At 36.2% G+C, this 15,916-nt stretch carries 18 protein-coding genes; 12 read left to right on the forward strand and 6 right to left on the reverse strand.

Annotated elements, in window-relative coordinates; genetic code table 11:
- Positions 1-881: 881 nt before the first annotated feature.
- From E0Z07_RS06875 to E0Z07_RS06890, 3 genes are all read right to left on the reverse strand, one after another.
- Positions 882-1,511, reverse strand: coding sequence for a hypothetical protein (locus E0Z07_RS06875; protein ID WP_131540507.1), 630 nt, complete (start codon positions 1,509-1,511; stop codon positions 882-884).
- Positions 1,495-2,037, reverse strand: coding sequence for a hypothetical protein (locus tag E0Z07_RS06880; protein ID WP_131540508.1), 543 nt, complete (start codon positions 2,035-2,037; stop codon positions 1,495-1,497). The genes E0Z07_RS06875 and E0Z07_RS06880 overlap by 17 nt, the downstream gene beginning before the upstream one ends.
- A 948-nt stretch (positions 2,038-2,985) precedes the next feature.
- Positions 2,986-3,372, reverse strand: a complete 387-nt coding sequence (locus tag E0Z07_RS06890; protein WP_131540509.1) for a hypothetical protein — start codon at positions 3,370-3,372, stop codon at positions 2,986-2,988.
- A 196-nt stretch (positions 3,373-3,568) separates the two neighbouring features.
- On the opposite strand from E0Z07_RS06890, the gene E0Z07_RS06895 reads away from it, so the two are divergent.
- The 4 genes from E0Z07_RS06895 (at position 3,569) to E0Z07_RS18230 (ending at position 5,792) form a co-directional block, all read left to right on the forward strand.
- The gene (locus E0Z07_RS06895) at positions 3,569-4,006 is read left to right on the forward strand and encodes an energy transducer TonB (RefSeq protein WP_131540510.1); all 438 of its coding nucleotides are present in this window, start codon (positions 3,569-3,571) and stop codon (positions 4,004-4,006) included.
- Between the two features lie 357 nt (positions 4,007-4,363).
- Positions 4,364-4,492 carry a hypothetical protein gene (locus E0Z07_RS18385; protein WP_255404265.1) on the forward strand — a complete coding sequence of 43 codons (129 nt, stop codon included), beginning with the start codon at positions 4,364-4,366 and terminating at the stop codon, positions 4,490-4,492.
- A 326-nt stretch (positions 4,493-4,818) separates the two neighbouring features.
- A complete protein-coding gene (locus E0Z07_RS18225; protein WP_225581906.1) occupies positions 4,819-5,322 on the forward strand; it encodes a hypothetical protein in 504 nt (167 codons plus the stop codon).
- A 17-nt stretch (positions 5,323-5,339) separates the two neighbouring features.
- Positions 5,340-5,792, forward strand: a complete 453-nt coding sequence (locus E0Z07_RS18230; protein ID WP_225581905.1) for a hypothetical protein — start codon at positions 5,340-5,342, stop codon at positions 5,790-5,792.
- Positions 5,793-6,111: 319 nt separating this feature from the next.
- On the opposite strand, the gene E0Z07_RS06905 is transcribed toward E0Z07_RS18230, so the two are convergent.
- Positions 6,112-7,686, reverse strand: a complete 1,575-nt coding sequence (locus E0Z07_RS06905; protein ID WP_131540511.1) for a hypothetical protein — start codon at positions 7,684-7,686, stop codon at positions 6,112-6,114.
- A 445-nt stretch (positions 7,687-8,131) separates the two neighbouring features.
- Between E0Z07_RS06905 and E0Z07_RS06910 the strand changes: the two genes are divergently transcribed.
- The 3 genes from E0Z07_RS06910 to E0Z07_RS06920 all read left to right on the forward strand — a co-directional run bounded on the left by E0Z07_RS06910 (position 8,132) and on the right by E0Z07_RS06920 (position 10,842).
- A complete protein-coding gene (locus E0Z07_RS06910) occupies positions 8,132-9,211 on the forward strand; it encodes a hypothetical protein (protein WP_131540512.1) in 1,080 nt (359 codons plus the stop codon).
- A gap of 311 nt (positions 9,212-9,522) precedes the next feature.
- Positions 9,523-10,149 carry a DUF6266 family protein gene (locus tag E0Z07_RS06915; protein ID WP_006257549.1) on the forward strand — a complete coding sequence of 209 codons (627 nt, stop codon included), beginning with the start codon at positions 9,523-9,525 and terminating at the stop codon, positions 10,147-10,149.
- 225 nt (positions 10,150-10,374) lie between these two features.
- Complete coding sequence (locus E0Z07_RS06920; RefSeq protein WP_006262686.1) at positions 10,375-10,842, forward strand: hypothetical protein; 468 nt, start codon at positions 10,375-10,377, stop codon at positions 10,840-10,842.
- A 49-nt stretch (positions 10,843-10,891) separates the two neighbouring features.
- On the opposite strand, the gene miaE is transcribed toward E0Z07_RS06920, so the two are convergent.
- Complete coding sequence (gene miaE / locus E0Z07_RS06925) at positions 10,892-11,473, reverse strand: tRNA-(ms[2]io[6]A)-hydroxylase (RefSeq protein ID WP_006257547.1); 582 nt, start codon at positions 11,471-11,473, stop codon at positions 10,892-10,894.
- Between the two features lie 238 nt (positions 11,474-11,711).
- Here miaE and E0Z07_RS06930 point away from each other — a divergent pair, with 238 nt between their 5' ends.
- The 4 genes from E0Z07_RS06930 to E0Z07_RS06945 are packed head-to-tail and all read left to right on the forward strand — an operon-like array spanning position 11,712 to position 14,444.
- A complete protein-coding gene (locus tag E0Z07_RS06930) occupies positions 11,712-11,918 on the forward strand; it encodes a type II toxin-antitoxin system Y4mF family antitoxin (protein WP_006257546.1) in 207 nt (68 codons plus the stop codon).
- A complete protein-coding gene (locus E0Z07_RS06935; RefSeq protein ID WP_025125596.1) occupies positions 11,915-12,250 on the forward strand; it encodes a HipA N-terminal domain-containing protein in 336 nt (111 codons plus the stop codon). Before E0Z07_RS06930 ends, E0Z07_RS06935 begins: the two co-directional genes overlap by 4 nt.
- The gene (locus E0Z07_RS06940; protein WP_225581904.1) at positions 12,243-13,190 is read left to right on the forward strand and encodes a HipA domain-containing protein; all 948 of its coding nucleotides are present in this window, start codon (positions 12,243-12,245) and stop codon (positions 13,188-13,190) included. Before E0Z07_RS06935 ends, E0Z07_RS06940 begins: the two co-directional genes overlap by 8 nt.
- A 3-nt stretch (positions 13,191-13,193) precedes the next feature.
- Positions 13,194-14,444 carry a glycosyltransferase gene (locus E0Z07_RS06945; protein ID WP_131540513.1) on the forward strand — a complete coding sequence of 417 codons (1,251 nt, stop codon included), beginning with the start codon at positions 13,194-13,196 and terminating at the stop codon, positions 14,442-14,444.
- 44 nt (positions 14,445-14,488) lie between these two features.
- On the opposite strand, the gene E0Z07_RS06950 is transcribed toward E0Z07_RS06945, so the two are convergent.
- Positions 14,489-14,794, reverse strand: a complete 306-nt coding sequence (locus tag E0Z07_RS06950; RefSeq protein ID WP_006257542.1) for a cupin domain-containing protein — start codon at positions 14,792-14,794, stop codon at positions 14,489-14,491.
- Between the two features lie 126 nt (positions 14,795-14,920).
- Between E0Z07_RS06950 and E0Z07_RS06955 the strand changes: the two genes are divergently transcribed.
- Positions 14,921-15,844 (forward strand): helix-turn-helix domain-containing protein, encoded by a 924-nt coding sequence (locus E0Z07_RS06955; protein ID WP_131540514.1) that lies wholly within the window; start codon positions 14,921-14,923, stop codon positions 15,842-15,844.
- The last annotated feature ends 72 nt before the right edge of the window (positions 15,845-15,916 follow it).

Consider the following 15,916-nt stretch of genomic DNA (forward strand, 5'->3'; position numbering starts at 1 on the left):
ATCACGCTTTCTTTTTTTAGTGAAATTACTACCACAGTAGGTATACCGCGTCCATTCAACCCCATCGTAGGGCTGTATTACATACAGTCGACAACGTATAACCACACAGTATACCACATCCATTCAACCCCATCGTAGGGCTGTATTACATACAGCCGATGATGTATAGCCACACAGCATACCACGTCCATTCAACCCCATCGTAGGGCTGTATTACATACAGCCGACAACGTATAACCACACAGCATACCACGTCTATTCAACTCCATCGTAGGGCTGTATTACATACAGTCGACAACGTATAGCCACACAGTATACCACGTCTATTCGACACCATCGTAGGGCTGTATTACATACAGCCGACAACGTTTAGCCACACAACGTATCACAGATTATAAACATAAACACCTCATACTGAATTAATTATTTTATAATGTTAAATAAATAATTATTTTTTGTTTAAAATGTTAAAATATATTTGAATATATGTATATATTAGCATTTTGAAAATTATTATTGCTGTGAAAAAGAATCTTTCATTGTCTGAAAGATAGAGGTACTATTAGTTTAGACTCGTTTGATTATCGTAAGTTTGTTATCTAATGTTCATATAGTAAGTGTAAGTGATAAGATTAATTATTTTGAACATTTGAAAAGCCAAAAGGATACTTCCTTTTGGCTTTTTTGTTTCTTAACGAATGCAAAGAACGACTTAAGCCTACTATCTCTCTAACTCCACAAATGAATTGTACTATCATCATGATGGCAACCTGCATAGATAAGGAATGCTGATATCAAAACATTTAGACATAATGTATTGTTTTCCCTCTCATTCCCAATACCCTATTTTCCAAACTCTGTTCCCCGTTCCCCAATTCCCATCACTTTATCACGATAACATTGAAGAGCTGTTGTAGCATCTTGCGAAAGTGTTGTCCATATCTATCCTCTATCTCAGTAGGAGAGAGTGAGGTAGTGATATGTATGCGAGGGTACATCTGATCAAAGCGTTGCTCATAGTGACTCTCGATGATATTCGTAACTACCTCACAGGCGTACCCGTAGTGTTTTGCCACTTGTTCTTTGCCAAGGTTATCTAGGCAGAAGGGTTTCGCATTGATGTTTTCGTATCGTGTAGTCGTCTCGAATCCTCTCTGCATAAAATCATGCGAGAGTGAGCGACACGTCTTGATATCATACTGTTTCTTTCTCGAGAAAAAAGGTTTGACCAGCTGCATCACAGCAGTCTTTCCACTACTAGGAGCCCCCATGATGAGCAAACCTTTATCTAGCGATAAATCTAATTTCTCTAGTGTAGCGTGATCTTCTATGGCATAGATAAGCACTTTGTACAGTGCATCTTTGTGAAACGGATTAATGATAAACTCTTCTCCATATAATTTTTTTCCTCTTTCGAGGATATAAGATAAGCAGGTATTAAAATCATACTGCTTCGTTCTCTCAACCAAATCGTATGTGTCTTCTAAACTAGTTTTATAGCGCTTCATCATATTTTGAAATTGTTGAATTATTTATATTTATATGTTTTTGTTTATTGTTTATAGTTTTATATATGTGTCCCACTACTAGTCCACGACTTGTCCCACTTTCGGGACAAGTGCTGACCTCCTCTAGTGTCCCACTTTCGGGACAAGTAGTGGACTGGTGCACTGTACCATTTTTTGGACTAGACGTATCAGACTTAGCCTTCTTTATTTTCTTGTGTCGCTCTACGATATCCAGAGTATAGATGATCTTCATCACAGAGTTGCTATAGCTAGACGTAGACGGTGTATAGACTATCCATCCCCAGTCCACCATCTCTTGGAGACACTTACTGTACGTAGTCTTGCTCCCGATTTTGCTCAGGCTCATCAGTTCAGGACGATTGATAATAAATGTTTCTGTAAAATGGTTGAGGTTCCACTGTTGGAATAAGGCGATGTATAAGCTAACATGGGTTGGTTTTACAGCAGGATTATCCTTTAGTAGTTCGAACCAAAAGTTGAGATGCTTGATGTAATTGATGTTTTTCATATTGTCTTTTTTAAGTTGATAAATAGCTTTAGAATAGTATCAAATTTAAAAAAGAGAATCCATTTAAAAATATACTTTATAAACAAAGTTTCGATTACAAGGGGTTTTGGTTTTAGGTAGTTTATAAATGGTTACAATACCTTATTTAATCAGTTATAAGGCTTGTTTTACTAGAAGAAATAAAAGGATAAATACCTTTCAAAAACGGATTAATGTAACTATTCAAATATTGTCAAAAGCGAGAGAAGTGCATTTGTATTCGAAACATTGTTCTTGTTTCGTTACGTGGTTCAATAAATGGACTAGAGCTGGACTCATCTGCTCTTTTTGACCGCTTATGCTATCTTGTGCCCTGATTATAAACCCATCAAAAAAGTAAAATGTTATGAGAAGAAAACCAACGAGATTTTGTATTTACCCAAAAGATGTCATGCTTATCACGGGTAAGAGTTATTCGACGTCCCTAAGACTGCTGCGAAAGATCAAGACAGTCTACCGCAAACCTAAGGAAGCTTATGTCAGCTACACGGAGTTCTGTGAGTATACGAATCTAGATGAACAAGAGGTGCTAGAGGCGATCAGTAGGTACTAAGAGACGGCTATAGCGATGTAGAAGAGAGCCTATATCGCTATTTTTTTGTGTGATGAGGTGTAGATGGTTCAGATCAACTATTGATGAAGTAAGGAGATGGTTCGGATAGAGATTTACTATAGTTCGGTAAAACACCTTCTAATCCAAGTAATCACTGCTACTCTCCGAATAGTTTCCGAACGAGATAAAAATGAAGTCTTGCTGTGATTTGATTATCAGTGTGTTGTTTTAGTTTCAGTCAGGCATACTGAGGCAAAAAGGGATTTTAGAGTCATTATCTCCATATCGGTTCATTAATAGGCATAGCGCATCGCTCCACCTAGAGATAGCGGAGATGAGAATTAGGAAGGATTAGGCTATCCCAATGCAGGTATCATAGGAGTAGATGAGGTACATGTACACGAAGTGGACTTCTTCTTTCTAAAAAAGTAGTTGGTTCTCGTAAATCCATCAACAACGTTACTATTGATATGAATCAACTCATATTCTTTACTGTCTAGATAGTTCATCACATCTATAACTGAATTAAAAATCATAGGTGTACCATCGTCATTCTTGAGTTGCTTATTATTCGCCTTTTGTCCATAGTCTATGTTGGCATAGTGTTTACTTGATAGAGGAGTTCCAGATACGGTTACCTCTAGATAAGTAGCCGTGATCTCCGAAAGAGGCGTGTCACTGATCTTCTGGCCGTAAGATATCGTACAGAATAGTGTAGCGATAAGTAGGATAAGCTTGTTCATAGTTGTGTTTGATTATGTATGTAGAGCTAAAGATAGGCTATATCGCGGATAGAAGTGTGTGTTAGTCTTAATTAATTTAAAAGGACATACTGAGAATGTTGAACTGCGATATAATAAATAGGGGATATCACAGTTAATTAGGTATTGCTAAAAAGAAATAAAAATACAGTGCTAAATCGCACGTAACAAATTGTTTATGAAAAAGAAAATACTACTAGTATCTGCTGTGCTTGCACTACTGACTACTGCTGATATCACAGCTCAAGTGAAGAAGGATAACACTCCTCCTAACCGCGATCAGACTACCAAGAGCTATAGTAAGGAGGCTACTCCTGTGCGCTCTCGTATCAGTATCGAACAGCTATCTCGCAATCTGACCAAAGCCTTTAAGGAGAAATTTCCTACTAATGCTGTGGATTATGACCACTCTGTTATCTTTGACTTTATGATAGAGCCTGACGGTACTGCATCTTATATAGAAGTAGTGCGTAGTGACTTCGACAAGGAGATGGAAGTTCACCTTATCCAACTAATCGATAAGGTAACCATGAACGCCTGGGAACCTGCTTCTCTAAAAGGTAAAAAAATCCCTATGCAATACACCGTAAAGCTATACGTGATGAAAGGAAATTAGTTTTAATTAGGAATAATGTACGTCTTGTATATAAAGGTAGAGACGGATTATCATCCGTGTCACATTATGTATGCCCACATGTCATAGACCGTGAAGCTATATGTGATGAACAATTGACAATGAATAATGAGGAATAAGGTAGGTCTTGTATATCAAAGTAGAGACGGATTATCATCCGTGTCACATAATGTATGCCACATGCGATAGACCGAGAAGCTATACGTGATGAATAATTGACAATGAATAATGTACGTCTTGTATATCAAAGTAGAGACGGATTATCATCCGTGTCACATTATGTATGCCCACATGTCATAGACCGTGAAGCTATATGTGATGAACAATTGACAATGAATAATGAGGAATAATGTACGTCTTGTATATCAAAGTAGAGACGGATTATCATCCGTGTCACATAAGGTATGCCCACATGCCATAGACCGTGAAGCTATACGTGATGAACAATTGACAAATGATACTGAATAATGAGGAATAATGTACGTCTTGTATATCAAAGTAGAGACGGATTATCATCCGTGTCACATAATGTATGTCACATGCGATAAACAGATATTGTTTATTCCACATTGATACGCCTTGCAATATTTTGCGTCTACCGCAATGTATTGACACCTTTCTTTATCCATACCGTATGTCACCTTGACGATAGGAAAGGTCTCACATTTAATTAGGAATTTAAAATTAAGAATTAGGAGTGTGTGCCTACGGCATTCGTTTTATTTCATTCTGTAGGTATGTAGAGATGGAAAACATTGTGTCTACTTCAATATTTAATTAATGTATAAAAGAAAATGAAAAGAAGTTATTTAATCTATTTAGTATTGATGTTAATGACTATTAGTAGTCACGGACAACTTATTGAGGTATATTCTTCTCAAGAAAAAAAGGAAGTGTTTTTACCCATAGAAGGGCTAATAAAAAGTAGAGAGGGTGGAGCTGAATACTCTAGTTTTGTTTGGAAAAATTATGTTAGTCAAGAGTATGTTAGGAATATGAATGAGCAAGAACGTAGTTATATAACACTTGAGCCTAAGATGGCAGAGGAAGTGTTTAGAGATATTAAAATGTCTAGTAACGATTCTATTTTTTATTACAACTATTGTTATAATGAAGGGTATAGTATTCCAGTGTCTAAGTTGCGACCTGTAGGTATGTTAAATGAGTATGATATAGCAGAAGGGAGAGACTTATCATATGATGTTGGACTTGCCTTTGATCAATCCTTATTAACGAATATATATTCACATTATGGGTATGCTTATATCGCTGTAGGGAAGGTAATCCTTTTAAAGTAAAAGGAGATGTAGAGGTAGTGGAATGGGCTGAAATAACGAATGAAAAATTGGTATTATCATTAAGTGTAATGGAAGATTATGCAAATGAAAGTTCATATTGTGGTAATCAGCATTGGAAGATACAAAAAGCATTTAAAAGTCATTATATTCAATATGATTTGTATAGTTATGAATTAATAGGTGAAAGAGGGTGTTATGGTTACTTAATAACAATAACAGAGAGAGGAACTGATAAGGTGGTACATACTCGATTTTTTCAAGACAGTGAATCAAAGTATTTAAATCAAATCAATCCAGATTGGACAGATATGACTAGATATACTGATGCGTATGATCGGATAAGGATAGGTACCTTTATGAAAGATAAACCACCTATTTATTGGGGAGTACAGAGTTATAGTTTTGGATGTCCAGAAGTATTCACTCTTGAAGGAGAGGTGATCAAAGTATCATGTGTAAATAATCATTAAAATTATAGAATAACTAGGAGATGTATGTTTAAATCACTAATGATATTTATACCTATGCAGTTCGGTTTTATTGTACTAGAGAGTTTCTTTATTATAATCTTATTTAGTGGTGAGGGATACTTGTGAGGTAATAGATACATTGTGAAAAATCGGAAATTCCGATTTTTCTCTACAGCAAACAAATCACTATAATTTAGATGTTTTCATATCGTAGGTTAAAGTATTGGGTTTTGTCAATGGGCTACTAAACGATAAAAGACGTTATATTATAATTAATATAGTAACAACAAAAAAACGAGACCACTGGTCTCGTTTTTTGTTATCGGTGTCCTAGGATGCTTTTAAGATAGGTGTTACCTTTCTCTTTAGCTTCGCGTAGTTTTATTTCTTCCTCAGTGAGGATGACCTCTTCTTTTATCCATACGCGTTCGATGTACTTCTGTAGGTAGACGAAGTAGTTAATCGCTTTTAGCATACGTCTGCGCGTAGATACTTCTAAGAAGAATACATCTGCCTCTGGGCTGATCTCACGTTGGTAATACAGCTGTATGTACGGCTTGCCTTTTGGGTCAGGGTCTTGCTCTAGCTCGTAGTGGAAGTACTCGTATTGGTTCTCTCCATTTTTGCCTTTGCCGAGGTAGTTCTGTATCGTGATACGTGGAGCATGACCTGCAGCTCTGTCCTCTAGTCTGAATCTCCACTGCTGTCCACAGTAGTATATCGTAGAGTCTTCCTGTTCATAGTATCGCTGACCTAGTCGCTGTACGACAGGGCGCTTCATGATATCGTTAAAGTTGGCTACGGTGATGATCTTCTGTTTCTTATTATAGATACCAATCATATCACTGTATTCTACTAATAGTTTCTCCCATTCGATGGTCAGTGATTCGGCTATACTGGTATTCACCATCGGCTGCCAAGTCTGATCTAGCTCTGTAGGGTATCTATAGAAGGTCTGTAAGGCGTAGTCTTTAGAGAATGGAAGTAGAGACTTTTTCTTCTCTATGGTAACTAGCATAGCATATAAGTCTTGGTACTGGAAGTACACAGATGTGGTGTACGAGTTCCCATTCGTAAATGAGATACGCTTATACATATCTTCTTCTGCATAGTCTATGACGATCTCTTCTCCAGTAGGGATGTGATCTTGATTAAAGATGCTACCACCTGCTAGCTTCATTAGGTTGTCTAGGTTCACCTCCTTATTCGCAAAAGCAAATGGGTACTTCTCATCTGCATAGGCAGGATTAGGCGTTTCTAGTAGAATGGATTGGTTCTGAGCGAATGATTGTAAAATAGCATCAGTACGCAACCAATTTGCCCAAGAATATATGGTGTCATCTAGTTCTTCTCGTTTATATAAGAATTCTGGTTTGATCAAATGGAATAGGACTGTAGGCTCTGCTACGTCTCGTTCTAAGTCATGGTTTAGCAAGAAGTCTATCTCTATGCGATCTTTCATACTGAAGCGATAGTCGTCTACACCATAGTCTGTATTGATAAACAGTCTAGCGCGTATGGTACCTCCTACGATAAGTTCTCCATGATTATAATCTCCCCAGAATACCTCTGCTACTCTTAGATTTCTTTTGACATAGATACCTTGTCCTCCTACTGCTATATTATTAGTAGTAAGGCTACCTAGTACGACTAGTCCTGTAGAAATCTCTGTATTAGCATTGAAAATTTGGGGTACAGTAAGATTGCCATTTATAAGAATAAACGGGATAAGGTCATCAGTATAATGTTGGGCAGAGATGGTATCTAGGTTTAGCGGGTCTTCCCACTGCTGGTGCCCTTCGTAATATAAGATCGGCAAGTCTAGATTCTCATGCTTATACCAACAGTCCTCTGGTAATAAGTGCTTTATCTCTGCTAGAGGGATAAACTTCATAATCGGTGAATTAGTAATGTTTTATTATAACAAAAGTAAGTAATTATTGGCTCTATCGTTAGATGAAGATAGGAATTATCTTCATCATTTTCTAATGAAAGTAATGATAATAAGTACAATGATTGAAAATAGGGTTTAAAGAGTTTTTTTAGTTGTTAATCAATTGATTAATAGTAGTTAAAATGTTTTCTTAAAGAAGAATTTGACTGCTTGTCGGTTAGAAGTAGTATGTAAAATATTTGAATAGTATAATTAATTGTTCTGATATATGTGATGAGTGTTATTATTTGTTCTCTGCTAGAGGCTTTCTTTTCGTTAAAATTCTATCAATTAGAGAGGTTTGTTTAAAAAATACGCAATTGGTATGTACCATATTTGATTTGTTTTAGTTAATAAAAAGTGAATTTTGTTAATTTGTAATTAAAATTATTTAGTTAAAAAAGTTATGAAGAGAATTTTATTTTTATTTCTAGGTCTATCATTATTAGCTTCGTGTAGTAGCGATGATAATGCTGTGATAGATGATGAAAAATTAGGTGAGTTAGTCGTAAAAATTGAACAGAAGAACTACTACGTAGGTGATAAGGTATCTATAAAGGTAGAAAGCCAAAAAGGGGAAGAGGTGAAAGGTGCTAGAATCTTCATCAATGAGACACAGGTGAATGCACTATATGAGTTTATGAAACCAGGAGATTTTAAAGTAGTAGCGAAGAAGGCGGGGTATACTTCTAGCAAGGTTGTAGATATTAAAGTGAAAGCTTATGTAAACATAAATCTATCGGTAAAGGAGAGCAAGTTAATCGTAGGAAACAAAATCGTATTCGACGTATTAAATGATTCTAAAGAGACCGTAGCTGCTAAAATATACCATGTAGAGAGCGGAACAGAGATAGAGGGAACTGAATATACTCCGACAGAGATAGGTGTATACACTTTCGTAGCACGTGGGGGCGAAGGCTATAAGGAGAGTAATAAGGTCACTGTAGAGGTGTTAGCTGACACGAGTTACTTCTGGATAGGGGGTAAAAATTATGAGATTCATGAGTTAACCTTTGACGTAAGCCAGTATAAGTATAAATCTGGGGTTAAAGACAGAGTGTATCTCTTAAATGGAAAAACGATGAATGCTGTAGAAATCAATGTTTGGAATATAAATGGAGAAGCTGCTAATAACATGAGTATTACAGTTTGGATTCCAAACCCGACGATTAAGGTGAATAGTAAGAATCAAATTACTGATTTCGGTCAACGTGTTTCTTTAAGTGATTCAAGTGATTGGATCGTAAGAAGTGTGTTTTTGATGTTAGAAGGGGAAGATGCCCAATCATATGAAGTAAATGAAGATCGATTGACTGATATTACATTAAAAACGAAAGGATTAGTAATACCAAATAATGGGGTTGGTGCTGGAAAATATGGTGTTGTGAGCCAAGGAGAATTTGACTTTAAAGCTTTCGGCGATAAGGAGATGAAGTTATTATTTAATGGATATTTTACTACAACAGAAGCTGTTAAGAAATTCTAAGAGAGTAACGTTATAGAAAGAAGAATTGTTTACATTTTTTTAAAGGGAAGAAGGGCCTTACTGTTTTATACTAGTAAGGCTTTTCTGTTTTTACTAGTTTGGGTGTAGATCTGATGTAAGAAGTAGTGTATAGTGTCCCACTATATGCGACCATAAGTGACTAGAATAGGTCATGTGTGGTTAAAAAAGTCATGATTTAAAATAAAGTTTTTGATATGAAATAGATTTGTATCAGAAGATTAAGCGATAGAGTAGCTACTGAGTAATAATCTGATATCATAATTAATAACCATTTTAAAAAATTAGAAATCATGGCAGAAATTAAAAAAGGAATTTTAGGAGGAGTACAAGGAAAAGTAGGTACTGTAGTAGGGGTGAACTGGAGAGGTAAAAACATTATCCGAAGCTTGCCAAAAAAGAGTGGTAAACCTGCAACGGAAGGACAGTTAAAACAACGTGCGAAGTTTAAACTAGTAGCAGAGTTCTTATCTCCGTTGAATCAATTGACTGGGAAGTATTTCGGAGAGTATCAAGGGGCTAAGTCTAGAACCAACTTAGCGATGTCTTATCAGTTATTAGAAACGGTAATAGAGAAAGATGGTGACTTAGCAATAGACTACGCTAAGGTAGTGATCACTAAAGGGGTATTGCCTGTGCCTATCGTAAGTGATGTGAAGATAGAGAATGCTAAACTTACTGTGAATTGGAAGTCTGATGTAGGAATAGGATTGGCAAAGGAGAAAGATGATATGGTCTTCGTGGTGTATAATCAAGATGCTAACCAGTTTTACGTGATAGAGAATCAGGCTAATCGTAAGGCGGGGACTATCTCTGCTAATATCCCTGCTGAGTGGGCTAAGAATAACTCAGTGTGGTTGATCATAGTAGATGAAGCTAAGAAGTATAGCAGTACAAGTGCTTTCTTAAGTGTAGTGTAGATTGTGTAAGGATGAATAAAGAAGAGCCTGGGGATAACTCAGGCTTTCTTTATCTTTGCATATATACTGTGTTTTCATAAAAAGAAAATAGTTCTTTTTAGAACGTTAGTCAATATTAATTTTCTTTGTGTATTTCAAAATATTTAGTGCAAAAGGTAACATACTATTTTAGTCGTTATATTAGTGTATAATTGATTTGATGTTTTCTAAAAATATAGAATTCTTATGCTGAGTAAATTAAGTATTGTTTTAGGAGTTTGTCTTATGACTGTATCTGGCTGGGGACAACGCAGTAATTCTGATTATAAACCTATATTTAATGTTGGGTATAATCAAGGAACGCATAGCATGATTCAGTTAGGAGTGGAGTATGATGTATTGAGTTCTAATGAGAGATGGCTCTTCATAGGAGGTGGTGTATTGGCTACTCCTTATCACAAGGAATGGCATTGGTTGCCGTATGTGGATGTTACAAAGAGTAATGGACTATTGTTCTACGGGGCAAAAGCCTCTACCAAACATGTACAGCCACAAGTAGGGATATCATTATTGAATCTGATGGATATAGGACTGGGATACGGTATCCCCTTTAACGAGGATAGGATACCTGTAATAAAAGGTTTTAATCTGAATATCAAAATACGCCTTAGTGGGAATGATAGTGTATATCCAAAGTTAAAAATGGGGTTCTAGATATTGTAAAAGTAAAGAGCCTCAGTTTATTAGCTGAAGCTCTTTACTATTATCCGTGTATGTGTTCTTTGTTTCCATAAGATTGGATTAGTTCTCCTTCGAACTCAAGCCATTCTTTCCAACGCTTGTCTACATCTACTTTCTCTGTGTATTTCTTAGCGAACTTTAAGAATGTAGTATAGTGATTTGCTTCTGATACCATTAGTTCGTGATAGAACTTTGCTAACTCTTCATCTTTGATGTTTTGAGATAGTGTTCTAAAACGTTCACAACTTCTCGCTTCTATCATCGCAGCGAATAATAGTTTATCAATGAAGCACTCATTACGGCTACCGTCTTTCTTAGAGAATTTATACAGCTGACCAACATAGTCATCTTTGCGTTCTCTACCTAGTGTGTATCCACGCTCTTTAATGATGTTATGTACCATCTGGAAGTGTTGCATCTCTTCGATAGCAATCTCCGTCATCGCAGTCACTAAGTCTTCGTGCTCTGAGTTATACGTAATCAGTGTGATGGCATTCGTAGCCGCTTTTTGTTCACACCAGCAGTGATCTGTTAATATCTCTTCTAAGTTAGACTCAGCGATATCTGCCCATCGAGGGTCTGTTAATAGTTTTAATCCAAGCATAATTCCTTTTCGTTTTATGCAAAAATAGCAATTATTAGGTAGTAACATACTGTATTATTGGATTATCCTATCGTTATAAGAGAGTTGCTTTTGTCTGTATTATATGTTATTGCATATAAAATGATGTTTTAGAGGTTGATTATATGTAATTGCATATAGTTTTGTATATTTGTGTATAATTATATGTTATTACATATAATATGAGTTAAGATTTTCATTGTATTTAATTCTGGAGTATATGAGCACATCATTAGGAGAGTTTGTTAAAGAACACCGCAAAAGGGTTGGTTTAACACAAGAGCAGTTAGCTGATAAGGCTGGAGTTGCATTGACTGTTATTAGAAAGATAGAGCAAGGGAAAGATAATTTAAGCTTAGCTAAGGTAAATGAAGTACTTATCATGTTTGGACATACTCTAGGGCCTATAAATACTAAGGAATTATGAGAAGGGCATTAGTTAAGTATGATTCTGTTAATGCAGGAGTATTAACGGAGACTGATCAGGGAGAATATGTATTCGAATATCTAGCAGAGTATATAGAGAAGTATGGGCAGCAGTTCATCACCTTTCAGATGCCTGTTCGTAAACAAGTTTATAGAAGTAATCGATTATTTCCTTTTTTTGATGGATTAATACCTGAAGGATGGCTATTAAACATTGCTACTGAAAGCTGGAAAATACAGAGTAATGATCGTATGGGGCTTTTATTAGCATGTTGTCAAAATTGTATCGGTGCCGTAAGTGTACATCCTATAATAAATGAAGAAGATGAGTAGATGTTTATATTGTTATGAAGTACTTAGTGATGAAACTCAACAAGAATATCACGATACCTGTGCTAAACACTTTTTTGGAACTGTAGTAGCTCCTGTTTTGTCTTACGAGATGAGTGAAATAGCACAATTAGCTAAAAGTGTTGTAGAGCGATCTGTGACCGTTCCTGGTGTACAACCAAAATTATCAATGGGTGTTGTAGAAAAAAACATAGGTGATGGACAGTCTGGTAGAATGACTATTTTGGATGCCTTAGAGGGACTCTACATATTAAAACCACAGAACGAAAACTATATACAGATGCCTGAGAATGAACATCTGTCTATGCGTTTGGCAGAGTTGTTTGATATCAACGTAGTGTCTTCTAGCTTAATTAGAATGGCATCAGGAGAGTTGTGTTATATAACAAAAAGAGTGGATAGAACTGCAAATAGCAAAAAACTGCACATGATTGATTTCTTGCAGATCCTAGAATTAGAAGATAAGTATCTTGGCACAATGGAGCAAGTGGGTAAGGAGATAGGAGAATTATCATCTTATACAGCATTAGATAAGATGCGTTTCTTTGAGTTGGCTGTTTTTAATTTTATTATAGGGAACAATGATATGCACTTAAAGAATTTTTCTATGTTATGTATAGATAATGTGTGGGGATTATCACCTGCGTATGATTTGTTAAATGTAAAAATAGTTCTACCTAAAGATAAGGATGACTTTGCCTTAAATTTAGGAGGCAAAAAGAAGAATCAAAATAGAGCATACTTTGAACGCTTCGCAGAAGTATTGAAGTTGAATAAAAAACAGGTAAACAATGTGTTTTCTAGAATAGAAGAATGGAATAAAAAAGCAGTGGAGCTTATCAATAAATCGTTCTTATCAGAGGATTTAAAGAAAGATTATCTTCTTACAATAAATACACAGATAGAAAGACTTAAGCAATAGTTTATGAAACACAATTTATCCGGAAAGAAAATATTAGTTATAGGACCTGTATGGCCAGAGTCTAAATCCTCTGCAGCGGGGAAGCGCATGCTTCAGCTATTGCAATGTTTTAAAGATTGGGGGATGCAGATCTACTTCGGGAGTACAGCGAAAAAGTCTGAGGTGAGTGATGATTTGTCTTGTTATGGGGTGACTGAAGTAGAGCTGTGGTTAAATGATGTACGTACGGATGAGGTATTAGCTGATCTGATGCCTGATATAGTGATGTATGACCGCTTTATGATAGAGGAGCAGTTCGGATGGCGTGTGACAGAACAATGTCCTGATGCGATGACGATATTAGATACGGAAGACTTACACTTCCTTCGATTTGCTCGTCAGGAGATGCAGAAAAAAGGAGGACAGGATATAGAAGAATATTTATATAGTGAACGTACTAAACGTGAGCTAGCTAGTATACTGAGATGTGATTTGACTTTGATTATTTCAGAGTATGAGTATAAGTTATTAGTAGAGAAGTTCCATATATTACCGAATGCGCTGTTGTTTATCCCTTTTATGGAAGAAGAGGTTACGTCAGAGGATATTAGTAATTGGAAAGGATATGAGGAGAGAGAGGACTTTGTGTTTATAGGGAACTTTATTCACGAGCCGAATTGGCAGACTGTTCTTAGATTAAAGACGGTAATATGGCCGCTGTTGCGCAAGAAGTTGCCACAGACAAGAATGCATATTTATGGAGCTTATCCTTCTCCTAAAGTGATGCAACTACACAATGAGCGCGATAAGTTCTTAGTACACGGTAGAGCAGATGATGCCCTAGAGGTCATTAGTGATGCTAGAGTAATGCTAGCTCCTATACCATTTGGAGCTGGGATTAAAGGGAAGTTTATTGATGCTATGAGAGTGGGTACACCTTCTGTGTCTTCGTCTGTAGGTGGAGAGGCAATGCGTGGGGAATATGAATGGAACGGTTTTATCACAGATGATGTAGAAGAATTCGTGGATAGAGCAGTAGAGCTTTATACAACAGAATCTTTATGGAAAGAGAAGCAAGAATATGGTGTGAAGCTTATCAAGGCTAATTATGATAGTAAGTATTATGGAGACTTATTTTATAGTGCTGTCAATACCATGTTTAGCAATCTAAAAGAGACGCGTAGAGCCAACTTTATAAGTGAGGTACTAAGACATCACAGTGTACAGAGTAGTAAATTCTTTGGGATGTGGATACAAGAGAAAACGAGTAGATAGGGTGCCACGGATTATAAAAATCCGCGACAACAACTCACTATCTACTACATCCTATTAGGTTCAAAAAGCATCAGAGTAACTTCTTCTTTTCCTACAGGTTTATTTTCTACTCCCTTTGGGACAATAATGCATTCGTTAGGATGAAGAGTAATGACTTTATCTCTAAAGTGAAGTTCTAGGATTCCATCTACTACCATAAACAGTTTGTCTTCATGGTCATGTGAGTGCCATTCAAACTCTCCTTGTAGTTTTATTAAATTGATGGTGTGATCATTGATATTTCCTAAGTTCTTTAACTGCCAAAAGTCTTTTAGAGAATCTGATTCTTGAGCTAAGTTTATTTTATTCATTTGAGTCTATTTTAGATGTATTATCTTTGTTATTTAGAATTAGTAAAAACAACTAAGCAAAGCTAAAGAGGTATACATCTGGTTTTTGCAGTATGATGTTTGTTTTTTGCAATAATAAGATCGTGTATGAGAGTAGGATTAGGTTTTGACGACTGTAGAAGAGGAGAAGGGTATGTACAGATGCATAGACAACTGTGTACAGAAGACTTGGATCTACACTTCTATCAGAGTACTCAACAGACTGCGAGTAAGACGTATGTGTATAAGGAACAGCCTTATATACAACTCCATTATGAGCTAGATAAGGGATATACGGAGTACAAGGCACGCTATCAGCAGAAGTCATCTATTTATACAGAAGTAGGAAAGTGTACCTTGTTTTATCTGCCTGTACTAGATGGTTATCTATATGATCCTGTATGTGATAGTGCTATAAGCTGTGAGATCGAAATAGGAGAAAGTTGGTTAACCCGTAACTTGAAAGAGGAGTCTAAGGAGAGCTATCAATTCTTAAAAAAGATGTCTCTCGGTGAAATCGCCGTATTAGGAGACGATAGTTTCACAATCACTCCTGATATGAAACAGCTCATTTATGAAATCAATACGTGTCCTTATACGGGTATGGTAAAAGATTTGTTTATCGAGGGCAAAGTAATGTTACTTCTGGCATTACAGTTAAATCAGGTGCAATCTGATGTAGACCAAAAACACGCTCAGCGCATACATGCTCAAGATGTAAGTAGATTATATGATCTAAAGGCGCTCTTAGAGCAAGAGAGTCATCTAAAACATACCATAGAAGAATTAGCGATGCGCATAGGAATGAATCGTACGAAGCTGCAAGCAGGATTTAAGCAGTGTTTTGAGATGACTATTCATGAGTATGTATTAGAGATGAGAATGAATGTGGCATATCGTTTATTAACGTCCTTCTCTAAGGGAACTTATAGCATAGAAGAGGTAGCTAGGTCAGTTGGCTATAAGAACTATGCACACTTCTCTACGATGTTTAAAAAGAAGTTCGGTGTATCGCCTAGTAGTTTTATATAATTCCTCTAAAAAGACATTAATATAACATAAACTAATGGAACACAGAAGACGTTGTTAGGGTACTCGTTATTG

This window comes from Myroides odoratimimus (genome assembly GCF_004337635.1).
GTDB classification, from domain to species: domain Bacteria; phylum Bacteroidota; class Bacteroidia; order Flavobacteriales; family Flavobacteriaceae; genus Flavobacterium; species Flavobacterium odoratimimum.